Source organism: Pseudomonas sp. NPDC086566, assembly GCF_050280885.1.
GTDB lineage: Bacteria > Pseudomonadota > Gammaproteobacteria > Pseudomonadales > Pseudomonadaceae > Aquipseudomonas > Aquipseudomonas vlassakiae.
The window spans coordinates 25,994-49,443 of record NZ_JBNNWD010000013.1 but is presented as its reverse complement, the minus strand read 5'-3'; the positions used below and the strand labels follow the sequence as shown (position 1 = coordinate 49,443).

The 23,450-nt window shown below is 65.6% G+C and carries 22 protein-coding genes; 20 read left to right on the top strand and 2 right to left on the bottom strand.

The window, feature by feature from the left end; translation table 11 throughout:
• Positions 1 to 10: 10 nt before the first annotated feature.
• Together ACQKPS_RS24890 and ACQKPS_RS24885 are read right to left on the bottom strand one after the other, a co-directional pair.
• Entirely contained in the window at positions 11 to 625 is a 615-nt protein-coding gene (locus ACQKPS_RS24890) for a Yip1 family protein (RefSeq protein ID WP_427605836.1), read from the bottom strand.
• Between the two features lie 84 nt (positions 626 to 709).
• Complete coding sequence (locus ACQKPS_RS24885; protein WP_054885289.1) at positions 710 to 997, bottom strand: hypothetical protein; 288 nt, start codon at positions 995 to 997, stop codon at positions 710 to 712.
• 382 nt (positions 998 to 1,379) lie between these two features.
• On the opposite strand from ACQKPS_RS24885, the gene mnxG reads away from it, so the two are divergent.
• The 20 genes from mnxG to ACQKPS_RS24785 all read left to right on the top strand — a co-directional run bounded on the left by mnxG (position 1,380) and on the right by ACQKPS_RS24785 (position 23,425).
• Complete coding sequence (gene mnxG / locus ACQKPS_RS24880; RefSeq protein ID WP_427605834.1) at positions 1,380 to 7,223, top strand: manganese-oxidizing multicopper oxidase MnxG; 5,844 nt, start codon at positions 1,380 to 1,382, stop codon at positions 7,221 to 7,223.
• Between the two features lie 12 nt (positions 7,224 to 7,235).
• Positions 7,236 to 9,221 carry a cytochrome D1 domain-containing protein gene (locus tag ACQKPS_RS24875; RefSeq protein WP_254485259.1) on the top strand — a complete coding sequence of 662 codons (1,986 nt, stop codon included), beginning with the start codon at positions 7,236 to 7,238 and terminating at the stop codon, positions 9,219 to 9,221.
• Positions 9,218 to 9,874, top strand: a complete 657-nt coding sequence (locus ACQKPS_RS24870; protein ID WP_254485260.1) for an SCO family protein — start codon at positions 9,218 to 9,220, stop codon at positions 9,872 to 9,874. The genes ACQKPS_RS24875 and ACQKPS_RS24870 overlap by 4 nt, the downstream gene beginning before the upstream one ends.
• Complete coding sequence (locus ACQKPS_RS24865) at positions 9,871 to 10,533, top strand: SCO family protein (protein ID WP_254485261.1); 663 nt, start codon at positions 9,871 to 9,873, stop codon at positions 10,531 to 10,533. Before ACQKPS_RS24870 ends, ACQKPS_RS24865 begins: the two co-directional genes overlap by 4 nt.
• Positions 10,534 to 10,677: 144 nt before the next feature.
• Positions 10,678 to 12,186, top strand: a complete 1,509-nt coding sequence (locus ACQKPS_RS24860) for an ABC transporter substrate-binding protein (RefSeq protein WP_427605831.1) — start codon at positions 10,678 to 10,680, stop codon at positions 12,184 to 12,186.
• Positions 12,187 to 12,198: 12 nt separating this feature from the next.
• Positions 12,199 to 12,840 carry a SurA N-terminal domain-containing protein gene (locus tag ACQKPS_RS24855; RefSeq protein WP_283724512.1) on the top strand — a complete coding sequence of 214 codons (642 nt, stop codon included), beginning with the start codon at positions 12,199 to 12,201 and terminating at the stop codon, positions 12,838 to 12,840.
• Positions 12,841 to 13,077: 237 nt separating this feature from the next.
• Positions 13,078 to 13,611 (top strand): response regulator, encoded by a 534-nt coding sequence (locus ACQKPS_RS24850; protein ID WP_254485264.1) that lies wholly within the window; start codon positions 13,078 to 13,080, stop codon positions 13,609 to 13,611.
• A gap of 60 nt (positions 13,612 to 13,671) precedes the next feature.
• Positions 13,672 to 15,354 carry a GspE/PulE family protein gene (locus ACQKPS_RS24845; protein WP_254485265.1) on the top strand — a complete coding sequence of 561 codons (1,683 nt, stop codon included), beginning with the start codon at positions 13,672 to 13,674 and terminating at the stop codon, positions 15,352 to 15,354.
• Complete coding sequence (locus tag ACQKPS_RS24840) at positions 15,338 to 16,117, top strand: hypothetical protein (protein WP_427605828.1); 780 nt, start codon at positions 15,338 to 15,340, stop codon at positions 16,115 to 16,117. Before ACQKPS_RS24845 ends, ACQKPS_RS24840 begins: the two co-directional genes overlap by 17 nt.
• Before the next feature lies 1 nt (position 16,118).
• The gene (locus tag ACQKPS_RS24835) at positions 16,119 to 16,661 is read left to right on the top strand and encodes a PilN domain-containing protein (protein WP_427605826.1); all 543 of its coding nucleotides are present in this window, start codon (positions 16,119 to 16,121) and stop codon (positions 16,659 to 16,661) included.
• On the top strand, positions 16,648 to 17,199 hold the full coding sequence (pilO, locus tag ACQKPS_RS24830) for a type 4a pilus biogenesis protein PilO (protein WP_254485268.1): 552 nt from the start codon (positions 16,648 to 16,650) through the stop codon (positions 17,197 to 17,199). Before ACQKPS_RS24835 ends, pilO begins: the two co-directional genes overlap by 14 nt.
• Entirely contained in the window at positions 17,199 to 17,708 is a 510-nt protein-coding gene (locus ACQKPS_RS24825) for a hypothetical protein (protein ID WP_254485269.1), read from the top strand. The genes pilO and ACQKPS_RS24825 overlap by 1 nt, the downstream gene beginning before the upstream one ends.
• Positions 17,705 to 19,585, top strand: coding sequence for a secretin N-terminal domain-containing protein (locus ACQKPS_RS24820; protein ID WP_283724518.1), 1,881 nt, complete (start codon positions 17,705 to 17,707; stop codon positions 19,583 to 19,585). The genes ACQKPS_RS24825 and ACQKPS_RS24820 overlap by 4 nt, the downstream gene beginning before the upstream one ends.
• Complete coding sequence (locus ACQKPS_RS24815; protein ID WP_313202522.1) at positions 19,582 to 20,055, top strand: type II secretion system protein; 474 nt, start codon at positions 19,582 to 19,584, stop codon at positions 20,053 to 20,055. The genes ACQKPS_RS24820 and ACQKPS_RS24815 overlap by 4 nt, the downstream gene beginning before the upstream one ends.
• 5 nt (positions 20,056 to 20,060) lie before the next feature.
• Positions 20,061 to 20,435, top strand: coding sequence for a type II secretion system protein (locus tag ACQKPS_RS24810; protein ID WP_054885274.1), 375 nt, complete (start codon positions 20,061 to 20,063; stop codon positions 20,433 to 20,435).
• Positions 20,410 to 20,937, top strand: coding sequence for a type II secretion system protein (locus tag ACQKPS_RS24805; RefSeq protein ID WP_313202523.1), 528 nt, complete (start codon positions 20,410 to 20,412; stop codon positions 20,935 to 20,937). Before ACQKPS_RS24810 ends, ACQKPS_RS24805 begins: the two co-directional genes overlap by 26 nt.
• Positions 20,934 to 21,332, top strand: a complete 399-nt coding sequence (gene csgE, locus ACQKPS_RS24800; protein WP_427605822.1) for a curli production assembly/transport protein CsgE — start codon at positions 20,934 to 20,936, stop codon at positions 21,330 to 21,332. Before ACQKPS_RS24805 ends, csgE begins: the two co-directional genes overlap by 4 nt.
• Entirely contained in the window at positions 21,329 to 21,742 is a 414-nt protein-coding gene (locus ACQKPS_RS24795) for a curli assembly protein CsgF (protein ID WP_254485274.1), read from the top strand. Before csgE ends, ACQKPS_RS24795 begins: the two co-directional genes overlap by 4 nt.
• 34 nt (positions 21,743 to 21,776) lie before the next feature.
• A complete protein-coding gene (locus ACQKPS_RS24790) occupies positions 21,777 to 22,628 on the top strand; it encodes a CsgG/HfaB family protein (RefSeq protein WP_254485275.1) in 852 nt (283 codons plus the stop codon).
• A 551-nt stretch (positions 22,629 to 23,179) separates the two neighbouring features.
• Positions 23,180 to 23,425, top strand: coding sequence for a hypothetical protein (locus tag ACQKPS_RS24785; protein WP_427605879.1), 246 nt, complete (start codon positions 23,180 to 23,182; stop codon positions 23,423 to 23,425).
• The last annotated feature ends 25 nt before the right edge of the window (positions 23,426 to 23,450 follow it).

The window sequence follows — 23,450 nt, the reverse complement described above, 5'->3', positions numbered from 1 at the left end:
TGCGTCCCGGTCAGCCGAGGCTGGCCGGGCGCACGTATTCTGGCATCAGCCCGTGGCTCCAGAACAGGATCATCGAGACCAGGATGGTCACCAGCAACAGTAACCCCACGCCCCACACGCAGCTGGAAAACAGCATGGCCTGCTCCTTGCGCAGGCGCAGGAAGGTCTGCAAGCCGCCGTACAGCAATACCGTGGCGTAGGCTGACGCGGCGACCAGCGCCAGCAGTGCCAGCCAGCGGATCGGCACCAGGCCAACAACGCCAGCGAAGAACCATGGCGTAGCGCAGTAGGCGGCAAAGCCGATGCATTGGTTGAGCGTCGGTTGCGCATCGAAGCCGCGCGACATCCAGCGGATCATCACCCCCATCAGCATGACCCCGACCACAGTGGTGGCATACAACAGCCCGGCCAGTTGTGCCGCGCTGGCCATGCTCAAGCGCACGCGGTCCTCTGCGGCCAGGCTCCAGCCGAAGGTGGTGGTACCGACGAACAGGCACAGGGCAGGGATCAGGGCCAGCACCAACAGGCGTGGCAGGTATTGCTGCGGGTGGTCTTCTTCGGCGCGGCGGATGTCGATCCAGGCGTCGGAGGGGCGAGTGAAGAGTTTGAGCAACGGGCTGTTCATGGCGTTCTCCAGAAGGCAAGCCTTGTAGTTATGGAGATCCGCCGCTTGTATCAGGTTCATCCTGGCGCGTGGCCGTTGATCGGCTTATTGCAGTTCCAGCAGCAGGTTCAAGCCGCCATCGCCGCACTTGCCCTGATCGCGGACCACGCCATGATAGCTGCGCCCGTCCCACACGAACGCGACGCTGTGGGCGCGCTCGACCTTGTCCGGCAAGGGTGGACAGATATGCAGGCGCAAGCCAGGGCGGCCCTGCAAATTGAGAGGGGCGAGCTGGCACTGGCATTCCACGCTCAGGGCGACCGGGCCGAACAGGGTGTCACGGACGTAGTCGAGCTGCAGGCTGGAGTTGGGCGCGCGGCCGGGCATCTTCATGGCCGCAGGGCTCCTGGGCGCTGGCACGGCAGGGAAGACTGGTTAGGCATGGGCGGCAGGCTCCTGGCAAAAGGATGGCACGTATCATCTTTTGGAAGCTTACCGGAGCTGTATGTTCAACTTGTTTCATGGGTTTTCACGGTTTTTTTTGCAGTGGGCCGACGAAGGGCCGCCATCTGCGTTCACGCCTGCCCGAAAAAGCCCCGCTGCCATCTTCCGAAACGACAATGCATATCATCCCCCCGATTCGGGGAATTTCCATGGGGGATCCTCCCCAAATGGGTCCGTTTCCATTACTAACTGACTGAAATAGCAAGCTATTTCCTTATGGCACACACCTTGCTGCCCTCTCTGCAGTGTTCCTGTGTCCCGGAGGTGCAGCATGCCGACCCCGTCCAAAGGCCCCGTCCTGACATCACTTGTCCTGGCCTTGTTTGGCTGGGAAGCGACCAGCGAGAGCGAGGCTGCCGTGCAGTGCCAGCGCACCCTGGTGGCCAACGTGGTGGCCCTGGACCAGCCGCTGATGTTCAACCGCCTGGGTGCGCAAAACGCCAACGGCATGATCTTCGCCCTGCGCGAGGATGTGGTGGATGACCGTCAGGTTCCGCTGAGCAAGGGCGGCGCCGCGGTGCCGGGCAAGGTCACCCTGCGGCCAGACAAGCGCCCACGGCCGATCGTGCTGCGCGTGGCCGCCGGGGACTGCCTCACGGTCAACCTCACCAACTTGCTCGACTACAAGGCCAACCCCAACAAGCACGGCATCGAGGCGGAACAAGTCGAAGGCGTCGAACTGCCGAAAGACCCTGCTGCCGAAGGCTTCGTCGCCGACGAGCAAGTCGCCGAGCGCATGGTCGGCTTCCAGGTCAACGGCATGCAGGCGGTCAACAGCATCGCCGACATCTCCGCCAACACCGGCCGTAACGGCAACTTCCTGGTCAGCCCCGGCAGCACCCGCAGCTACACCTTGTTTGCCGAGCGCGAAGGGGCATTCGCCGCTACCAGCAAGGCCGCCACCTTTGGCGGCGAAGGGGCTGCCGGTAACGTCGCCAACGGCCTGTTCGGCCAGGTGGTGGTGGTCCCCAAAGGTGGGCGAACCTACCGCAACACCCTGAGCGAAGAAGACATGCGCCTGGCCACCACCGGGCGTACCGCCACCGGCCAGCCGGTGATCGACTACGAGGCCCGCTACCCACAGCGCGAGCCTTGGCTCACCGAGGGCAAGGCCGGCAAGCCGATCATCGCGATGATCGACGGCAACCAGATCATCAGCAGCGAAACCGACGCCATCGTCATGGGCCCCAACCCTGATGGCAGCTTCCCCAAGTCCACCTACCCACTGGAAAGCATCGGCAAGCGCAACCCGGCGCTGCCCAACCGGCTCGAGGCGTTCCGCGACTTCGCCTCGCAGTTCGCCGATGAGGTGGCCGGCACCCAGGCCTTCCCTGGTTACTGGGCAGACCCGGTGATGGGTCATGTACTGGAACCGGCGCGCGACGCATTCATGATCAACTATGGCTCCGGTGGCATGGGCGCCGAGGTGGTTGCCAACCGCCTCGGCGTGGGGCCGATGCATGACTGCCTGTCGTGCGCCTATGAGGAGTTCTTCCTCAGTGCGCATACCGTCGGCGATATCGGCACCCTGGTCGATGTGCCGGCCAACGTCGGCCTCGAACATATCCGCCCCGGCGAAGTGCCGCCGGCCAGTGCCACCGGGGTCAAGGCCAGCATGGCCCTGTACCCGGCGGAACCGGCCAACGTGCACCACAGCTACATCGGTGACTTCACCAAGTTCCGCAATACCCACAACGGTCACGAGCAGCACATCTTCCACTTGCACGGGCACCAATGGCTGTTCAACCCCAACGACGACAATTCCGACTACATCGATGCCCAGGGTATCGGTGCCGGCGTCGGCTACACCTATGAGATCGCCAACGGAGGTTCAGGCAACCGCAACCGGGTGGCCGGCGATGCCATCTATCACTGCCACTTCTACCCGCACTTCGCCCAGGGCATGTGGGCCATGTGGCGGGTGCATGACGTGTTCGAGGAAGGCACCCGTCTGGACGTCAGCGGGCAGGGCGAGGACGGCTTCCATCGCACGCCGTTCGCGCTGCGCAGCGGCAAGCCAGCGGCGGGCGCCCGGGCCCTGCCGGACGGCGAGATCGTTGCCGGCACGCCAATCCCGGCCATTGTGCCGCTGCCGGGCAAGGCGATGGCGCCGATGCCCGGCAAGGTGGTGGTGGTGCCCAAGCTCGCTGCCGAGCAGGTGGCCGCCAACAACGATGACCATCCTGAAAGCGAAGGTGATGACGACCATGCCCAGCCGCCTGGCGCTGCCAGGGCAATCGGCTCGCTGGCCCTGGTCGACCGCAGCGAGGCCAACCGCAATGCCGACGGCACGCTGAAGAACCCGGGCTACCCGTTCTGGATTGGCGGTATGGAAAGCAGCGTCGGTAACCGCCCGCCAACCCCGCCACTGGACATGCTCGACCCCGCCCTGGCCCGGCAGCTCAAGGACAGCGGCAATGCGCTGTGGGCCAACCTCGACCCCAACCAGGTCGATGGCTGGGACGGTGGGCTCGGGCGCCACGCGCTGGACGGCGTATCCGCTGGCGGCGAAGCCGTCACCACCACCACCAAGCTGGATTTTTCCAAGGTGGTGCACCGGGCCAAGCCGATCTACCTGCCGGAAGAGGGTACCGACGTCGAGCAGGCTGCCATGCAGTTCCATGCTGCGGCCGAGCACCCCAGCTATGCGCTGATCCCTGGCAGCCAACCGGTACCCAAGGCCTTCCGCACCAACGGCGCACTGCCGACTGCAGGCGCCCCGTTCTATGAACCGTGCATGGATGACCGTGGCAAACGCCTGACGCAGTCTTCGGGCGCGGGCGAATTCTTCAGCGGCGAAAGCCTGAGCGGTATCAATTTCCGTGGCGCGTCTGCCTTCACTGCTGATCGCCCACGTATCTACAAGGGCGCCAACATCCAGTTCGACGCGGTGTACAACAAGGTCGGCTACCACTTCCCGCAGGCGCGCATCATCGCCCTGTGGGAAGACGCCTGGCCAGTGATCACCAAGCAGCGCCCGCCAGAGCCGCTGGTGATGCGCATGAACACCTTCGACTGCACCATGTACCAGCACACCAACCTGATCCCGTCGTTCTATGAAATGGACGACTACCAGGTGCGCACCCCGACCGACGTGATCGGCCAGCACATCCACCTGCCCAAGTGGGACCTGACCGCCGCCGACGGCTCGGCCAACGGCTGGAACTACGAAGACGGCATCCTCTCGCCCGGCAGTGTGGTCGAGCGCGTGCAGGCCATCCGTGCCTACAACAACTGCAGCGAGGGCGACCCCCGCGACGGCACCGCTGCCTGCCCGAAAGCCAAGCAGCATCCATACTTCGGCCGCTTCGGCCGGGCCGACTGGCTGGGCGCGCGCACCGCCATGCAGCGCTGGTTCGCCGACCCGCTGGTCAACGTGTTCAACGTCGACCGTGGCCTGGGCACCATCTTCACCCACGACCACCTCGGCCCATCGACCCACCAGCAACTCGGGCTGTACGCCACCGTGCTGGCCGAGCCGGCCGGTTCCACCTGGTACCACGCCGAGACTGGCGAGAAGCTGTACAACCCGGCCACCCGCCAGGATGGTGGCCCGACCTCGTGGCAAGCGGTGATCCACACCGGCGACAACGACGGTGACGGCAAGAACGACAGCTACCGCGAGTTCTTCCTGGAGTACAGCGACTTCCAGCATGCCTACGAGGCGGGGGTGTACGTTGGCGCCGGCCCGGATGGCATCCCCAATGCCCAGTCATTCCCGGCCACCGGTGACAGCTTCCGCTACGCCATCAACCCGCCGGTACGCGGCAAGGCGTCGAACCTGCTGGAGGCTATCGTCGAGGAACGTGGCGGCATCAATCCGGGCTGCCCGAGCCGGCCATGCCCGCAGGCGATCTCGGTGGATGACCCTGGCATGTTCGTCGTCAACTACCGTAACGAACCGCTGGCCCTGCGCGTGTTCGACCCGAACAAGGTTGGCCCGGACGGCAAGCGCGGCATGCAGGCCGACGGCCTTGGCGGTGACCTCAGCTACGCGCTGCAGACGCGTACCGACCGCGCCATCCCGGCGCTGAACCTGGCGCCTTCGGCGATCACCTCGGCGGTCGGCCCGACCGGTGGCACCACGCTGTTCCCACCGCACATCAACCGGGGCGGCAGCGAGCCGGGCGACCCGTTCACGCCGATGCTGCGCACCTACAGCGGCGACAACGTGCGCCTGCGCATGCATGCCGGCGGCCATGAAGAGGAGCACAACGTGACGCTGCACGGCGTGAAATGGCTGCAAAACGGCTCCGGCTTTGGCAACAGTTCCAATTCGGGCTGGAAGTCATCGCAGATGATCGGCATCTCAGAGCAGCTTGGCTTCCTGGCACCGGTATCGATGATTTCCAGTTCCGCCGCCCCCAACGGTGACTACCTGTATTCGCTGGACGCGGCGCTGGAAGGCTACTGGAACGGCATCTGGGGCATCATGCGCAACTACACTGCCCAGCGTGCCGACCTGTTCCCGCTGCCGAACAACTCGCAGCCGGTGGCCATGCGCAACACCGTGAACTTCGACGGTATCTGCCCGAAAACCACGGCCAACCCCAACGGCATCGGCACCCGCGCCACCGTCAAGCGCAGCTACGAGATCGTCGCCGCGCTGGCCAACGACATCCTCGACAACCGCAACGGCGTGGCCATCAACGACATCGCCGGTATCGGCCAGCATGTCGGCGGGCCGCTCAAGGCCAACGGTGGCACCTTGGTGTTCAACAACCGCAAGACCAGCATCCCGCTGGTCAGCGGTGTCGATCCCGAGGACGGCATGCCGTTCAGTATCGGCGGCCACAGTGCGCCGCTGCACGACCCGACGGCCATCCTGTACGTGCGCAAGGCCGACCTCGATGCCACCACCGGCAAGCTCAAAGCCGGCGTGCCGGTGGAGCCGCTGATCCTGCGTGCCAACGCTGGCGACTGCATCAGCATCACCCTGGAGAACCGCCTGCCCGAGGTGATGCCAGACCTGCCCAGTACGGCGGTGATGCATAACGTGGTCAAGCGTGACCGGTTCGACAGCGAAGGCTCCACCGCCTTTGCCAACAACCTGATGCGCCCGTCAAGCCATGTCGGCCTGCACGCCCAGTTGCTGGCCTACGACATCACCAAGTCCGATGGTGCCAACGTCGGCCTCAACCCGGTGCAGACCGTACCGCCCCGGGTCGGCAACAATGGAGCCTATCCGAGCAAGGTGTACCAGTACTACGCCGGCCACCTGGAGCGTGAAGGCAAGCCGGTGCTGCAACTGGGCCGTACGGTGGACAACATCAACACCACGGCGATCGAGTTCGGCGGCCTCAACCTGACCCCGTCGGACTTCATCAAGCAACCGCAGAAGGGCCTGGTCGGTGCCATGAGCGTGCTGCCACAGACCGCGACCTGGAGCGAAGACACGGCCACGCGCGCCCAGGCCACGGTGAAGGTCACTGGCCAGCCGGACTACCGCGACTTCGTCACGGTCTGGCAGCGCGCGCTGAACATGCGCTGGGCCGATGGTCGCCCGGTGGAAGGCATCAACGCCGAAGGTAACGGTGCGGCGGGCGACCCGCAAGACAACGGCAACATGGCCGTCAACTACCGCACCGAACCGCTGTGGCTGCGCTTCGGCATGGCCCCGGACTCGCCGTTCGGCCACGCCAACGGCCTGGGCTTCGCCGATGTGCCCAACGCCCACATGGCCTACGCCAACGCCCTGGTCGGTGGCGACCCGCTGACCCCGGTGCTGTACGCCAGGCCGGGCCAGCCGGTGCGCAACCACATCGTCATGCCCAGCGGTGGCAGCCGCGGCATGGTCTACCAGCTGGACGGGCATGTCTGGCCGTTGCATGCATTCCAGGCCGAGAAGAACGACACCGACGGCTACCCGATGAACCTGCCTGGTATCGGCTCGGTGCGCTTCGGCCTTAACCCGATGGCCATGTATATCGGCGCCCAGGAGAGCGTGCTGCCAGCCGCGCACTTCAGCTTCATGCTGCCCAGTGCCGGTGGCGCCAACGCTGTGCAGGGTGACTACCTGTTCCGCGACTACGCCGCCTACGGCAACCTCTCGGGACTGTGGGGCATCCTGCGAGTGACCAATGACCTGCCGCCGGCAACCGCCGCGGGCCAGTAAGGGAGCGCGAGCATGAACAACAAGAATATTCGCTCTGCCTATATGGGATTGGTAATGGCGGCAGTGCTGATCGGCCTGGGCATGGCCTACGAAAAGCTCTGGTGCGACCCGCGCGAACTGCTGCAGGAGCCTGCCGACCCGCAGGCCCTGCACCGGCTCAGCCGGGACGGCGTGACGGTGGAGTTCGAGGCGCGGCCATTGGCCGGTGGCGATTTGCGTGAAGGGGGCTTTGCCAACATCCGCTTCAAGGTCACCGACCAGGCCAGCGGCCAGCCGCTGTCGGGCATGGCGCCGGGGGCCTGGATCGACCCGGCGCAATCGGCACCGGCAGAAGGCGGCAACCGCGACCAGAGCTGCAAGGCCCGTGTTGCGCTGTTCCTCAAGAGCAGCATCGGTGCACGCCCGTTGCTCGACCTGAACAGCTACTTCCTGCTGGTGCTGAACAAGGACGCCAGCCTGACCGTGATCGACCCTACGGTGTCGGTAGGCGGCATCACCAGTACCCTGGCGCGCATCGATCTGCCAGGCCGGCCCATGGACTGGGCGGCCACTGCCGACGACAAGCAGGTCTTCGTGTCGATCACCGAGCGTGGCCAGGTGGCGGTCATCGACACCGAGACCTTCACCCGCGTTGCCACCCTGGAGGCCGGTGAGTCACCGGTCCGCGTGGCCCTGCAGCCGGACCAGCACCGGCTGTGGGTCGGCAACAACAGCAGCGACCCGGCCAAAGGCGGGGTGACGGTGATCGACGTTCCCGCGCGCAGCACCCTGAAGTCATTCGCCACCGGCTCCGGGCATCACGAAATCGCCTTCAGCGGCGACTCACGCTACGCCTTTGTCAGCAACCGCGATGGCGGCACGCTGAGCATCATCGACATCCCCCAGATGCGCCTGGTGAAAACCCTGGAGGTCGGCCCGCACCCGCTGTCGGTGGCCTACTCGGCGTTGTCCCAGGCGGTCTACGTGAGCGATGGCGAAGAGGGCACGGTGCGGGTGATCGATGCCAACAGCCATCAGCTGCGCCACATCGTCAAGGCCGAGCAAGGCCTCGGGCCGATGCGCTTCAGCGGTGATGGCCGCTGGGGCATTGTGCTCAACACCCTGGACAACCAGGCGCTGGTGATCGATGCCAGCACCGACACGCTGATCCATCGCGTTCCGGTGGCGGCCGAACCGTACCAGCTGACCTTCACCAAAGGCTATGCCTACATCCGCGGCCTGGCCTCGCCCAAGGTCAGCATGATCAACCTGAGCAGCCTGGGCGAAGGGCGCCAGCCGATCGTGCAGGGCTTCGAAGCCGGCCCTGCGGCGCCACGCCAGGCCGGCGAGCTGCCCTTGGCCCAAGGGTTGGCGGTGTCGCGTGACGACAACTCGGTATTCGTGGTCAACCCGGTGGACAACACCACCTACTTCTACGCCGAGGGCATGAACGCCCCGATGTCCGGCTACAACAACCGTGGCCACCAGGCCCGCGCGACCCTGGTCATCGACCGCAGCCTGCGGGAGCTGGCACCGGGCGTGTATGGCTCGACGGTGAAGATGCCGGCAGCGGGCACGTTCGATGTGGCGTTCCTGCTCAACCAGCCGCAGATCATCCACTGTTTCAGCACCGAGGTGGCCGCTGCGCCGGCAGCGAGCCAGCGCCGGGGGGCGCATGCCGAGTTCATCGGCCTCGACCAGCCCATGGCGCAGCAAACGCCATTCACCGCCAAGGTGCGCATCGTCGGCGACGACGGCCGGCCACGGGTCGGCCTGGGCGACCTGACCCTGCGCTACTTCCTGGCGCCGTCTTCACTGGCGCGCAACCTGCCGCTCGAAGAGGTGGGCGAGGGCGTGTACCAGGCGGCGCTGACCCTGCCCGAAGCCGGTGCCTGGTACCTGCACGTGCAGTCGCCATCGCTCGGGCGCACCTTCGCCGAAGAAAACTACACCAGCCTGCGCGTGCTGCCAGCCGCAGCGGCTACCGCTTCCCAGACCGAAGTGAGGCATGTGCGATGAACGCCAAGCATTGTTTCCAGCTGCTTGCCCTGAGCCTGGCATTGGCCAGCAACCTGGCGCTGGCCCATGCCGGCCATGACCATGACGGCCACGCCGGGCAGCCGCCTTCAGCGCGCCAGGAGAAGGCCAGCGTGCGCTTTGCCGATGTCCCGCTGCTCGACCAGGACGGCATGCCGGTGCGCCTGGAGCACGACCTGGTGGGCGAGCGTCTGGTGGTCATGGGCTTCATCTACACCAGCTGCACCACGGTGTGCCCGGTGGTGTCGTCGATCATGGGCAAGGTCCAGCAGCAGCTGGGCGGGCGGGTGGGCGAGGAGATCCAGCTGGTGTCGATCAGCGTCGACCCGCAACGTGACGACTCCAAGCGCCTGCAGCACTATGCCAAGGCCTTCCAGCACGGTCCGGGCTGGAGCTGGCTGACCGGTTCGCAATACGCCATTACCGAAACCCTCAAGGGCCTCGGCAGCTTCAGTGCCGACCTCAGCCAGCATCCGCCGCTGATCCTCGTGGGGGACGGCCGCACTGGCCACTGGACCCGCTACTACGGCTTCACCGACCCGGCCGTGCTGGTCGAGGAAATCAACCGCCTGAGTGCCCGCCGCGTACACGCCAAGAGCACCGCCATCGCCGAACACAGTGAGGTGCAGCCATGAGCAGCGCAGCCCGCCACACCACGATGCGCACCACTGACTGGCTGGCCCTGGTGGTCGTGCTGTGGATTCTCAGCTCGGTCGCCTTCGCCCATGAGGGCCATGGGCAAGAGGGCCCCAGCCCGCAACCGGCACCGCCGACCATCACCAGTGGCGGTGGCACCCGCGATGCGCAGACCTGGTTCACCGATACCGTGCTCAAGGACCAGAACGGCCGAGAGCTGCGCTTCTACAGCGATGTGCTCAAGGACAAGGTGGTGATGCTCAACGTGATCTTCACCCACTGCACCGACGCCTGCCCGCTGATCACCCGCAAGCTGCGTGACGTGCGCGATGCCATGGGGCCGAAGCTGGCCAGCCAGGTGACCTTCGTGTCGATCAGCAGCGACCCGCTCAACGACACCCCGGCAGCGCTCAAGGCCTTCGCCGAGCAGCAAGGTGCAGACAGCGCCAACTGGCTGTTTCTCACCGGTGACAAGGCCGATGTCGATCGGGTGCTGGGGCGCATCGGCCAGTTCCTGCCCAGCCCCGAGCAGCATTCGACCCAGCTGATTGCCGGTGACGTGGCCGGCAAGCGCTGGAGCAAGATCCGCCCGGATGCACCCGCAGCCGCCATTGCCCAGCGCATGCAGTTGCTGGCGCAACCGCTGGCTGGGCGTTGAGCCATGAACGTTCGGTCCGCCTGTGCCGGCCTCTTCGCGGGGCAAGCCCGCTCCCACAGGAGTTGCGCTCTCTTTATCAGGCGCAGCTGTCCTGTGGGAGCGGGCTTGCCCCGCGAAGACGGCCGAACGAGCGCTACAAGGGTGATGGCGCTGCTCCTAAGCCTCAGCCTTTGCCACTCAGCACTGGCACTCGACCTTACCCCGAATGAACAAGCCGGCAAACGCCTGTACCGGCACGGGGTATCGAGCAGCGACGCACAGCTGATGGCTCGGGTCGGCGCCAGCAACATGAGCGTGCCCGCCAGCGTGCTGCCCTGCGCCAGTTGCCACGGGCTTGACGGGCGTGGGCGCGCCGAAGGCGGGGTACGCCCGCCCAGCCTCGACTGGCAACGCCTGGCGCTGGGGCAGGGCGAGCGACAAAGCAACGGTCGCCGCTACCCGGCCTACCGCGACGGCACGCTGGCCCGCGCGATCCAGCACGGCGTCGACCCGGCAGGGCAGCGTCTGGACCCCGCCATGCCGCGCTTCGAACTGACCCTGGCTGACCAGCGCAACCTCACGGCCTACCTCAAACGTTTGGGCGATGAACGCGACCCCGGGGTGGAAGCTGGCGTGCTGCGCCTGGGCACCTTGCTCCCAGCCCGTGGCCCACTGGCTGAAGCCGGGCATGTCGTGCGTGCCGTACTTGAGGACGGCCTGGCTCAGATAAACCAGCAGGGCGGCATTCATGGCCGGCGCCTGGAACTGGTGGTGGCCGATGCTGGCACCGACCAGGCCAGTGCCGAGCATGCCTTGCAGCACCTGCTGGACCAGCAGCAGGTGTTTACCTTGATCACGCCGTTGGTGCCCATGCTCGATCAGCAACTGCCGACACTGCTCGAGCAACAGGGCGTGCCGCTGATCGGCAGCACCCCACGCAGCGGCGCCAGCCCACTGATTTTCGACCCGCTGCCGGATGTCGCCAGCCAATTGCTGAGCCTGACAGCCCATGCCAAGGGCGCGCTCGGCTTGCCGCCTGATGGCTTGCGCGTGGTGTATGCCGGCAACGACCAGGCGGCATTGGCCGAGCAGGTGCGCGAACGCCTGCTCCAGCAAGGCTGGATGCCCGCACCGGTCCTTGCCTTTGACGGCCAGGCCGTCGATGGCCAGGGCATCGTCTTCGTCGGCCGCGCCCAGGCCTTCGCCGCGCTAGCCCAGGCGCTGCACGCCGAAGGGCGCGCGCCATACCTGCTCGCCGCCTCCAGCCAGGTGGCGGCAGCGGTTGCCGGCTTGCCAGCGCAATGGTCGCAACGGGTGTTCCTGGCTTATCCGTTCTTGCCCGATGACTGGACCGGGCAGGGCATGGCGACCCTGGCTGGCCTGCAACAGCGCCAGGGCCTCGACCCGCGCCAGGCATCGCTGCAGGTCAACGCCCTGTGTGCCCTCAAACTGCTGTCCGAAGCCCTGAAGCAGAGTGGCCGCGATACCAGCCGCGAACGGTTGGTGGCCGCCCTGGAGAGCCTGCACGATGTCGATACCGGCCTGACCCCGGCACTGGGCTTCGGCCCCGGCAGGCGCCAGGGTATGAGCGGCGCCCATGTCGTCGCGGTGGCGCTGCCTGGGCCGCGCTTCACCGCTGTTGCCCCGTACCGGCCGTTGCCGGACAGCCCATGAATGGAGGTGGTCATGCGGATCCTGTTGCTGTGCCTGCTGCTGGTGGCCGCCAAGGTGAGCTGGGCCGACGTGCCCGCCGCGCGGGTCAACGGGGTGGATATCGACCTGCTGCGCCTTGAACGTTATTTTGCCGAGTATCTGCAGGCACAGGGCAGGGCAGTGGCCAGCATCCGCAATCCGACGCTTTACAAGCGCCTGCGCGAGCAGGCCCTGGATGAACTGATCGACAAGGAATTGCTCTGGCAGGAAGCCCAGCGCCAGGGTATTCACATCAGTGATGAGCAGGTATCAGCTCAAATCGACGAAATCGAAGCAGCCTTCGCCAGCCCCGCACTGTTCGAAAGGCGCCTGGCAGATGCAGGATTCGACCGCGCAGAGTACGCTGATTACATGCGCCGCGAGATGGCCGCGCAGCGGGTATACGCCCAGCTCAGCGCGGTAGACGAACCCAGCCAGGCCGAAGTCGCGGCGTTCTACCAGGCCAACCGGCAAACCCTGCAAGGAGCGCAGAACCAAAGTGTTAGTACATCGGTCATACCCGAACCGGCCCTGGAACTGGCCAAGGCTGCGCTCATCGGCCAGTTGCAGGCGCAGGCGCGCCAATCCGTGCGCCAACGTTTGCGCGAATCCGCTACAGTGGAAATCGCAGACTGACGCCCTCGAACGGGTTTCCCCAAAGCTGGGGAATAGCGGTTTGGCAAAGTGCCATCACTTTCCCCGGATGTGGGGAACAAGGCCTGCGCCTGTGCCGTGGGGTTTGCCGCAACCCAGCAGGATCAATGACTTACAGTGGTGCGAGATGACAATTCACGCCTGGCACGAAGCCTGCTCTAGCCTTGTCGAGGCCGCACTTCGCAACCCGGGTAACCGGGCAGTATTTGGGAGTCGACCTTGGTGAACAGAGTATTGGTAGTCGATGACGAACAGACCCTTGCGCAAAACCTGCAAGCGTACCTGCAGGCGCAAGGCCTGGAAGTTCACGTCGCCCACGACGGTGCCAGTGGTATCGAGCAGGCTCAAAGCCTGGCGCCGGACGTGATAGTGCTGGATTACCGCTTGCCCGACATGGTGGGGTTTCAACTCCTGGAGACCGTGCGCAAGAACAGGCAGTGCCATTTCGTGCTGATCACCGCCCACCCGACTGCCGAAGTCCGTGAGCGGGCTGCCGAACTTGGCGTGAGTCATGTCCTGTTCAAGCCGTTCCCGCTGGCCGAACTGGCCCGCGCGATCTTCGACCTGATGGGCATCGAGCGCCGGCGCAGGGCCACTGACGATCCAGCCGAGGGGTTTGTCGAACGACGCCAGAACAGGAACGAATCGTTCCCCTTGCAGTTGTACGATGGCAGCTGGGTGTTGGCCGATCGCCGCCGTAATGGCGCCAGGCCCCCAGGACCTGACGACGAACAACTGCTCACCGGGGAATAGCGGCGCCCGCTGCCCTGGCCAAGCCAGCCCGCGACGCGCCCCTGAGCGGAGTCGCAGGCCATGTCAGACGTATTCGAGTCAGCTGCAGGCAAGTACAGCGCCTACCCCCGCGACCTCCTGGCCCAGGCCCGCCTTCAAGCGGGTGACGAGCGTCTGCTCAACTGCCTGGAGCGCCTGGCCAACGACACCCCCGACCGCTTCATCCAGCGCCTTGGCCTGACCCTGCATTACCCGGTGCTGGCCACCCAGCTACTGCTGGCCAGCACTGCGCGCTTCGACACGGTCAGCCTGGCCCAGTGCCTGAAGCACGAGTTCGTGATGATCGAGCAGGACGGCCAGCTGACCGGCGTATTCGCCGACCCCTTCGACCACGCCCGCCTGGCCTGGATCGACGACATCCTGCAAGGCGCGCCGCTGTACCTGGCCCACGCTGCCGACCTGGCCACCTTCCTGGCCCGCCACGAAGAAAGCTTCCACGCCGTCGACGCCCTCGATCATGACCCTGAAGCCGGCGGTGAAAGCGACCCGCTGCAACGCCTGTCGCTGACCAGCATCAGCGAAGACCAGAGCAAGGTGGTGAAGCTGGTCAACTCGACCCTGTACGACGCCCTCAAGCAGCATGCCAGCGATATCCACCTGGGCATGACCGGCCAAGGCCTGGTCATCAAGTACCGCATCGACGGCGTGCTCAATGGCGCCGGCAAGGCCAGTGGCAGTGCCTTCGCCGATCAGGTGATCTCGCGCATCAAGGTCATGGCCGAGCTGGACATCGGTGAAAAACGCGTCCCCCAGGACGGCCGCTTCAAGGTCGCCATTGGCGAACGGCAGATCGATTTCCGCGTGTCGATCATGCCGAGCATCTTCGGTGAGGATGCGGTGCTGCGGGTGCTCGACAAGCAGGACTTGTCCGACCGCGTCAGCGGCGTGCAGCTACAGGCCCTCGGTTTTGCCGACCAAACCCTGAGCGCCCTGCGCCGGCTGGCCTGCGAGCCCTACGGCATGATCCTGGTCACCGGCCCCACCGGCAGCGGCAAGACCACCACCCTGTACGCCATGCTCAGCGAGATCAACCATGGCGTGGACAAGATCATCACCATCGAAGACCCGGTCGAGTACCAGCTGCCCGGCGTGCTGCAGATTCCGGTCAACGAGAAGAAGGGCCTGACCTTTGCCCGTGGCCTGCGCTCGATCCTGCGCCATGACCCGGACAAGATCCTGGTCGGAGAGATCCGCGACCCGGACACCGCACAGATCGCCGTGCAGTCGGCGCTGACCGGCCACCTGGTGTTCACCACCATCCACGCCAACAACGTCTTCGATGTGATCGGCCGCTTCAGCCAGATGCAGGTCGACCCCTACAGCTTCGTTTCTGCCCTCAACGCGGTGCTGGCCCAGCGCCTGATCCGCCTGGCCTGCCCGCACTGCTGCACGCCGTGCGAGGTCGATGACCACACGCTGACCGCCTCGGGCCTGACCCGCGAGGCGGTCAGCGGCTGGACATTCGTCCAAGCCCAGGGTTGCGGCCAGTGCCGTGGCAGCGGCTACCGCGGCCGCAGCGCGATTGCCGAACTGCTGCACCTGGACGACGACCTGCGGCAGATGATCGTCGAACGCCGCCCCCTGTCGCAGATCAAGCAGCTGGCCTGCCAACGTGGCCTGCGCCTGCTGCGTGCCTCGGCCCTGGACCTGGTCCGTGATGGCCGCACCACACTCGAGGAGATCAACCGTGTCACATTCATCTGATCGTTTCTGTGCCGTCCTCGGCGCTGAAGGTGTCGGCCTGGGTTGCTGGCACGCTAACCAGACTCAGTGGCTTGGCAGCCGCGCGTTCACCTGCGATGCCACGCAACCCGCCTGGGAGGCCGCCTTGCAAGCCTTGAGCGCGCTGCTGGCCGAACACGCCGTCAAGGGCGCCCAGCTGCGCGTGCTGCTGTCGGCCCGCTACAGCCGCTTCTGCCTGGTGCCGTGGAGCGATGCCATCGGCCAGCCTCGCGAGCTGGATGCCTACGCCCGGGCCTGCTTCGAGCACCTTTACGGCCAGTCGCTCGGTGACTGGCGCATCGTCCTTTCGCCGGAGCCCGCCGGGGCCGCACGTATCGCCACCGCGCTGCCGGAAGCCCTGCTGCTGGGGCTGCAGAGCCTGGGACGGGAAAGCCGCCTGAGCCTGCGCTCGGTGCAGCCCTACCTGATGGCTGCCTACAACCGCTGCTCGGCGCAGCTGGAGCAGGGCGACTTCCTGTTCGTGCTCGCCGAACCACGCCGCAGCGTGCTGCTGCTGGCCGCCGGCGGTGCCTGGCAACAGGTGCTGGCCCAGGGCTGCGCTGACAGCGACCAGGCCCTGCAGGCGCTGATCGAACGCACCGGCGAGCTGTACGGCGAGCAACTGCCACGGGTGTACCTGCATGCCGCGGGGCGCGGCGATCTACCGCAACTGGCGGCCGTGCAGCTGTGCCAGCCCGCTGGCGACAGCGACCCGCTGTGCGCCATGTGGCGGGCGGTGGCCTGACATGCGCCGCCTCGACCTGGAATTTCAGCCCCGTCGCAGCGGCCCGCTGGCCTGGTCGCTGCTGGCCCTGGGCGCTGTCGCAGTCGCCGGGCTGGTGCTGGTGCAACAGCAGCTGCAGGTCGAAGCGGTAGACCTGGAAGCCCGCGTGCACAGCCTGGAGCGGCAACTGGGCCGCCGCCCGGCCCCGGTCGCCCCACAGAACAGCGCCGCCAGCCGCGAACAGGCCGAACGCCTGACGCAGATGCGCAGCGTCTCGCAGCAACTGCAACGGCCCTGGCAACAACTGTTCGCCATGCTCGAAGCGCAGCCGCAGGACGACGTGGCACTGCTGACCCTGACCCCGGACGCCCGCAAGGGCCAGGTGCGCATCACCGCCGAGGCCCGCAACCTGGAAGCGATGCTGCAGTACCACCAGCGTTTGGAGCAAAGCGACGAGCTCAGCGATGTCTCGCTGCTCAACCACGAAGTGCTGGCCGGGCAGCCTGAGCACCCGGTGCGCTTCAACCTTACTGCCAGCTGGGAGATTGGCCATGCGCGTCCCTAGTCTGATCATTCATGAGCAACTGCGCCGCATCGGCCCGGTCGGCCTGGGCGCCGCCGCCGTCGCCGTGCTCGCTGTCGGTGTCGCCATGCTGGGCGTAGCCCCCGAATGGCAGGCCGTGCGCGAGCTGCGTGCCAGCGAAGCGGATGCCAGCGTCCAGGTCGAACGGGTCAAGCGCGGCGAGCTGAAGATTGCCGTCAAGCCCGAGCAGCAAGCGCTGGACAGCCTGCGCCAGCAACTGCCCGGGCAGCCTGAAGCGAGCGAGCTGATCGAGCGCCTGTATCACCTGGCCAGTGCCGAGCACATCAGCCTGGCGCGTGGCGAATACGCCCTGGGGGTCGATCCCAAGACCCAGCTGTCGCGCTACCAGATCATCCTGCCGATGCGCGGCAGCTACCCGCAGATCCGCGGCTTCCTGCGCGGCCTGATCGGCCAGCTGCCGACCCTGGTGCTGGAAGACCTCGAACTGCAACGCAAGAACATCGGCGATACCGAACTCATCGGCCGGGTGCGCCTGACCCTCTACCTGTCGAGGTCGTGATGAATACACAACGCGCAGTGATGTGGGTCGGGTTCCTGGGTGTGTCGGCAGCGCTGGCATGGGCGCCGGGGCACTGGTTCAACCAGGAAGACAGCGTCGCACCCTTCGCGGGCAAGCCCGCTCCCACAGGAGCGGCGTCGCATGCGCAACCTGTGGGAGCGGGTGAGCCGGCGAAAGGGTCGGTACAGGCCTCCAGAGATCTGTTCCCACCCCAGCAATGGACCAAGCCACAAGCCCTGGCCACGGTCACCGAACAACCCGTAGCCGCCGCGCCCGTGGTAGCTGCGGCCCCCACCGCCCCGGCGCTGCCGTTCCAGTTCGTCGGCCGCATGGGCGACCGTGACGACCTGCAGATCTTCCTGCAAAGCGGCGAAAAGCTCTATGTCGTGCGCAAGGGCGACGTGATCGACAGTACCTATCGCCTCGACAGAGTCTCGGCCAATGAGCTGGACCTGGTTTATCTGCCTTTGCATCAGTCACAGACCTTGTCTGTAGGGAGCGCACCATGAAGTCGTCAAAACTGTGCAAGCCTGCTCCGTTCATGCTCCTGGCGCTGTGCGTGGCCATTGCCGGCTGCGGTTCCAGCGGGGTGCGCAAGGACAGCGCCGAGCTGATGAAGGAGGGCCAGTACGAGGCCGGCATCGCCCGCCTGGAAGAGGCCTTGAGGGAAAACCCGCGCGACACCGAGCTGAACATCGCCCTGGCCCACGGTCGCCAGGCGGCGGTGGAAGCACTGATCAGCCAGGCCGATGCCGACCGCATCCGCCACGACTTCACCAGCGCCCGCACCGGCTACAGCCGGGTGCTGACCCTCGAGCCGAACAACCGCCGCGCCCAGGAAGGCATCCGCCACCTTGAGCTGATCCGCACCCTCGACGAGCGTGTCGCGCTGGGCCAGGCCGCGCTGCGCCAGGGCGACCTGTTCGGTGCCGAGCGCTACATGCGTGAGGTGCTGCGCCTGGACCCACAGAACCAGAAGGGCATAGCCCTGCGCACCGACATCGAGAATGTCCAGGCCCGCACCGCAACGCCGTACCCGCAACTGAAGAGCAAGCTGGAGCGCCCGGTCACCCTGGAGTTTCGCGATGCCGGCCTGAAGACCATCTTCGAGGTGCTGTCGCAGGTCGCCGGCATCAACTTCATCTTCGACAAGGACCTGCGCCCGGACATGAAAGCCACCATCTTCGTGCGCGAGGTGCGCATCGAAGATGCCGTGGCGCTGCTGCTGGAGCAGAACCAGCTGCGCCAGAAGATCGTCAACGACAACACCTTGCTGATCTACCCCGATTCGCCGCAGAAGACCAAGGACTACCAGGAACTGGTCATGCGCACGTTCTACCTGACCAGCATCGACGCCAACACCGCGCTGAACATGGTCAAGACCATGCTCAAGACCCGTGACGTGTTCGTCGACGAACGCCTCAACACCCTGACCATGCGTGACACCCCCGACGCCGTGCGCATGGCCGAAAAACTGCTGCAGTCGCAGGACCAGTCCAACCCCGAGGTGGTGCTGGAAGTGGAGGTGATGGAAGTCGCCACCTCGCGCATCCTCGACCTTGGCCTGCAATGGCCCAACACCTTCGGTGTGCTGACCGACGACGGCAACCCGGTCAGCGTGCTCGACCAGCTGCGCGGCATCAACTCCAGCCGTATCAGCATCTCGCCGGCACCACAGGCCAAGATCAATGCCCAGGACAAGGACATCAACACCTTGGCCAGCCCGGTGATTCGCGTCAGCAACCGTGAGCAGGCGCGTATCCACATCGGCCAGCGGGTACCGATCATCAGTGCCACCTCGGTACCGTCCACCCAAGGCCCGGTGATCACCGAAAGCGTGACCTACCTGGACGTGGGCCTCAAACTTGAAGTGCAGCCGACGGTGCACCTGAACAACGAAGTGGCGATCAAGATTGCCCTTGAAGTAAGCAACGCCACCCCCCTGGAGGCCACCCGCCAGGGCACCATCCCGGTCCAGGTCGATACCCGCAACGCGCAGACCAGCCTGCGCCTGCACGACGGCGAAACCCAGGTGCTGGCCGGCCTGGTGCGCAACGACCACAACGCCGCCGGCAACAAGATCCCCGGCCTTGGCGACATCCCTGGCCTGGGGCGGCTGTTCGGCAGCAACAAGGACGACATGAGCAAGTCCGAGCTGGTGCTGGCGATCACCCCGCGGATCGTGCGTAACCTGCCGTACCAGAGCCCTTCGGACATGGAGTTCGGTACCGGCACCGAGTCGAGCATGCAGGTGCGCCAGGCGGCGCCGCTGCCCGTGCGTGATGTGCCAGGCGACGTGCCGAGCGATAGCCAGGACAGTGCCCCGGTGATCCAGAGCCAAGTGGCCACTGCCCCGGCCCCTGTCACTGTGAGCCCACGGCCATGAAACGCCGCCAGCAGGGGTTCAGCCTGATCGAAGTGGTGCTGACCCTGGCCCTGCTCGGGCTGCTCGCGACCATGGCTGCACCGCTGACCGAGACGGTGGTGCGCCGTGGCAAGGAGCAACAGCTGCGCGAGGCGCTGTACCAGATCCGCGATGCCATCGACGCCTACAAGCGCGCCTTTGACGCCGGGTACATCGAGAAGCGCCTGGATGCCAGCGGCTACCCGCCGAACCTGCAGGTGCTGGTCGATGGCGTGCGCGATGTGCGCAGTGCCAAGGGCGCCAAGTTCTACTTCCTGCGACGCATTCCCCACGACCCGCTGGTGGCGGCCAGGAACCAGGACGAAGGCGGTTGGGGCCTGCGTGCGTACGCCAGCAGCCCGGACAACCCGCGTGAAGGCGAGGACGTCTTCGACGTGTATTCCAAGGCCCGCGGCAAAGGCCTCAACAACATCCCTTACGGGCAATGGTGACAGCCATGAAACGCAGCAAAGGCTTCACCCTGATCGAACTGCTGGTGGTGATGGCGATCATTGCCACGCTGATGACCATCGCCATGCCGCGCTACTTCAACAGCCTGGACAGCTCCCGCGAGGCCACCTTGCGCCAGAGCCTGGCGGTGCTGCGCGAAGCCCTGGACCATTACTACGGCGACACCGGCCATTACCCGGATTCGCTGGAGCAACTGGTCGAGCAGCGTTACCTGCGCAACACCCCGGTCGACCCGATCACCGAGCGCAGTGACGCCTGGCAGCTGGTGCCGCCGCCTGAGGGCGTGGCCGGCGGTGTGGCCGATATCAAGAGCGGTGCCACAGGGAGGGCGCGTGATGGCAGCCTGTTCGCCGAATGGTAAGGCCAGCGCCGGCTTCACCTACCTGGGTGTGCTGCTGCTGATCGCGATCAGCAGCGTGGCCCTGGCCGCTACCGGCACAGTGTGGTCAAGCGTTGCCCAGCGCGAGCAGGAGCGCCAACTGCTGTGGGTCGGTGGCCAGTATGCCCAGGCCCTGCGCAGCTACTATCGCGCCTCGCCAGGCCTGGCCCAGTACCCCAAGGAGCTGGCCGACCTGCTCGAAGACAACCGCTTCCCCGAGGCCAAGCGGCACATCCGCCGGCTGTACCCGGACCCGATCACCAACAGTGACGACTGGGGCCTGCTGCGCGCCATCGATGGCCGTATCACCGGGGTGCACAGCCGCTCCGATGCCACGCCGTTCAAGCGCAGTGGCTTCGACATGCAGTTTTCCGGTTTCGAAGGCCTGGAACATTACAGCGACTGGCAGTTCGTCGCCGAGCAGGCCTTCAACGAAAGTGCTGGTGGCGGCCGTACCCATGCGGGGCCGGGAGACACGCCATGAAACGCCTGCATGCCCTGTGCCTGAGCCTGCTGTTGGCAGCCGGGGGGCCGGATGCGGCCATGGCAGGGGCCGACGAGATGAAGGGTTTCATCGTCGACAACACCATCTCGCACATTGGCCATGACTTTTACTACTACTTCGCCGACCGCCTGCGCGCCACCAGCCGGCTGGACTTCAACCTGGTGGTGCGCGAACGCCCGGATGCCCGCTGGGGCAGCCTGGTGACCGTGGAGTTCGACCGTGACGTGCTGTACCGGCGCTTTCTGCCGCCGAATGTCACGCAGTTAAAAGAAGAGGCCGTCGCGGCCGCCGACCTGGTCAAGCAGGAAGTCATTCAGCGCAAGCTGCAACGGCTGCTGCAGGACACCACTGATCTGGATAGGGATGAGCTATGAACACGTGCATACCCCGTTGCCTTGCGGCTGGCCTGCTGCTCAGTGCCTGCGCCGTGCACGCCACCGAACTTGTGTATACCCCGGTCAACCCGGCGTTCGGCGGCAACCCGTTGAACGGCACCTGGCTGCTCAACAACGCCCAGGCGCAGAACGACCACGACGACCCGGACCTGAAGGACCGCGCATCCGCCATCAACGGTACCTCGGCCCTGGAGCGCTTCAGCAACCAGCTGGAGTCGCGGATGCTGTCGCAGCTGATGGACAACATCAGCAACGGCAAGACCGGCAGCATGGCCACCGACGCGTTCCTGATCGATGTGATCGATGACTCCGGTGCCCTGAGCATCAAGGTCACCGACCGCGCCACAGGGGAAACGTCGCTCATTGAGGTCAGTGGCCTGAACCCCTGAGAGGGACGGGTCGTTTAGCTGGGGAGAGAGCACCATGAAACGTCTGCTGAGCACTCTAGTGATTGTCGCCACACTTGCCGGCCTGCAAGGCTGCGGCCTGCGCGAGCCGATGCCGGCCGAACAGGACAGCGAAACTCCGACCCTGACGCCGCGGGCCTCTACCTACTACGACCTGATCAACATGCCGCGCCCCAAAGGCCGCTTGATGGCCGTGGTCTACGGCTTCCGCGACCAGACCGGGCAATACAAGCCAACCCCGGCCAGTTCGTTCTCCACCAGCGTCACCCAGGGCGCAGCGAGCATGCTGATGGACGCGCTGAACGCCAGCGGCTGGTTCGTGGTGCTGGAGCGTGAAGGCCTGCAGAACCTGCTGACCGAACGCAAGATCATCCGTGCTTCGCAGAAAAAGCCCGACGTGCCGGAAAACATCATGAGCGAACTGCCACCGCTGCAAGCCGCCAACCTGATGCTCGAAGGCGGGATCATCGCCTACGACACCAACGTGCGCAGTGGCGGTGAAGGCGCCCGCTACCTGGGCGTCGACATCTCCCGCGAGTACCGGGTCGACCAGGTCACGGTCAACCTGCGTGCGGTGGACGTACGCACCGGGCAGGTGCTGGCCAACGTCATGACCAGCAAGACCATCTATTCGATTGGTCGCAATGCCGGGGTGTTCAAGTTCATCGAGTTCAAGAAGTTGCTGGAAGCCGAGGTGGGCTACACCACTAACGAGCCTGCGCAGCTGTGCGTGTTGTCGGCGATCGAGGCAGCGGTGGGGCACCTGCTGGCCCAGGGGATCGAGCGGCGGCTGTGGCAGGTGGCGGGGGATCCGGGGGAGGGCAAGGCAGAGGTGGACAAGTTCCTGAGCCAGAATCAGGCGCAGTGATGGGTTCTAGAGGGTTCGCCGTGAGGTTTTCAGTGCCTGTGAGATCGAGCGCCGCCCGCGCGGCGCATCGCGAGCTCTGCTCCGCGCGGGCGGCGCTCGATGTCAGCCCCAACCCAAAGCTTGAGCCATACACGTCAGCAGGTGAGGACGTAGCGACCGGCAAGAGAAGTGTTACTGCACATGCCCTTCGCTTGAAACGCTTCCCCGACACCGGTAGTCTTTGCCCGCTGCTGTAAATCCAGCAGCCGGGTTTGGTCACCCGCAATCATCAAGGCGCACAAGCGCCCGCTCTACGATACAGTTGGCACTTTTTTTGTGCCCGGCTGTTTCGTTTTATGGCGGCTGTGCGTGGGGCGCCTTCGTGCGCGCCGGTTTCCTTGATTCCCGGTTGACCAACCCGCGTACAGTCGCCACCCATTCGTTTGGTCACGTTGTGTGGCGGCTCCATTGAATCAAGGAGCGACACAATGACAAAAGGCTTACCTGATCCTCCCGTACGCGCCACCACGGCGGCCTCCAGTTTCTCCACCTGCGAATGCAGCCATCCGCCGTTGTTTGCCGTGCGTTCGGGGGTGGATTACGAAGATGCGCTGGTGCACCTGTCCACGCTGCTGAAAGGGGCGTTTGCGACCAATTTGAAGGCACTGGAGCTGGCCAAGGGGACCTGCCGTGATCTGTTGTTGAGCAATGACCATGGGCTGGATTCGGCCAAGGCGGTGGTGGAGGCGTTGCTGGATGGAGTGGAACGGCAGCAGCTGGCCGGGCGAGGGAAGGCGCCGCAGGTGGGGAGTGTTTGAGGAGTGGGCTCTGTTGATATCGAGC

Excerpts from the sequence above, each read along its gene's own strand:
- ACQKPS_RS24795 (WP_254485274.1), top strand. The coding sequence starts at position 21,329 with ATGAACACGTGCATACCCCGTTGCCTTGCGGCTGGCCTGCTGCTCAGT.
- ACQKPS_RS24810 (WP_054885274.1), top strand. The coding sequence starts at position 20,061 with ATGAAACGCAGCAAAGGCTTCACCCTGATCGAACTGCTGGTGGTGATG.
- mnxG (WP_427605834.1), top strand. The coding sequence starts at position 1,380 with ATGCCGACCCCGTCCAAAGGCCCCGTCCTGACATCACTTGTCCTGGCC.
- ACQKPS_RS24835 (WP_427605826.1), top strand. The coding sequence starts at position 16,119 with ATGCGCCGCCTCGACCTGGAATTTCAGCCCCGTCGCAGCGGCCCGCTG.
- ACQKPS_RS24860 (WP_427605831.1), top strand. The coding sequence starts at position 10,678 with ATGGCGCTGCTCCTAAGCCTCAGCCTTTGCCACTCAGCACTGGCACTC.
- ACQKPS_RS24875 (WP_254485259.1), top strand. The coding sequence starts at position 7,236 with ATGAACAACAAGAATATTCGCTCTGCCTATATGGGATTGGTAATGGCG.
- ACQKPS_RS24815 (WP_313202522.1), top strand. The coding sequence starts at position 19,582 with ATGAAACGCCGCCAGCAGGGGTTCAGCCTGATCGAAGTGGTGCTGACC.
- ACQKPS_RS24870 (WP_254485260.1), top strand. The coding sequence starts at position 9,218 with ATGAACGCCAAGCATTGTTTCCAGCTGCTTGCCCTGAGCCTGGCATTG.
- ACQKPS_RS24790 (WP_254485275.1), top strand. The coding sequence starts at position 21,777 with ATGAAACGTCTGCTGAGCACTCTAGTGATTGTCGCCACACTTGCCGGC.
- ACQKPS_RS24805 (WP_313202523.1), top strand. The coding sequence starts at position 20,410 with ATGGCAGCCTGTTCGCCGAATGGTAAGGCCAGCGCCGGCTTCACCTAC.
- ACQKPS_RS24820 (WP_283724518.1), top strand. The coding sequence starts at position 17,705 with ATGAAGTCGTCAAAACTGTGCAAGCCTGCTCCGTTCATGCTCCTGGCG.
- ACQKPS_RS24845 (WP_254485265.1), top strand. The coding sequence starts at position 13,672 with ATGTCAGACGTATTCGAGTCAGCTGCAGGCAAGTACAGCGCCTACCCC.
- ACQKPS_RS24825 (WP_254485269.1), top strand. The coding sequence starts at position 17,199 with ATGAATACACAACGCGCAGTGATGTGGGTCGGGTTCCTGGGTGTGTCG.
- pilO (WP_254485268.1), top strand. The coding sequence starts at position 16,648 with ATGCGCGTCCCTAGTCTGATCATTCATGAGCAACTGCGCCGCATCGGC.
- ACQKPS_RS24865 (WP_254485261.1), top strand. The coding sequence starts at position 9,871 with ATGAGCAGCGCAGCCCGCCACACCACGATGCGCACCACTGACTGGCTG.
- ACQKPS_RS24890 (WP_427605836.1), bottom strand. The coding sequence starts at position 625 with ATGAACAGCCCGTTGCTCAAACTCTTCACTCGCCCCTCCGACGCCTGG.
- ACQKPS_RS24855 (WP_283724512.1), top strand. The coding sequence starts at position 12,199 with ATGCGGATCCTGTTGCTGTGCCTGCTGCTGGTGGCCGCCAAGGTGAGC.
- ACQKPS_RS24885 (WP_054885289.1), bottom strand. The coding sequence starts at position 997 with ATGAAGATGCCCGGCCGCGCGCCCAACTCCAGCCTGCAGCTCGACTAC.
- csgE (WP_427605822.1), top strand. The coding sequence starts at position 20,934 with ATGAAACGCCTGCATGCCCTGTGCCTGAGCCTGCTGTTGGCAGCCGGG.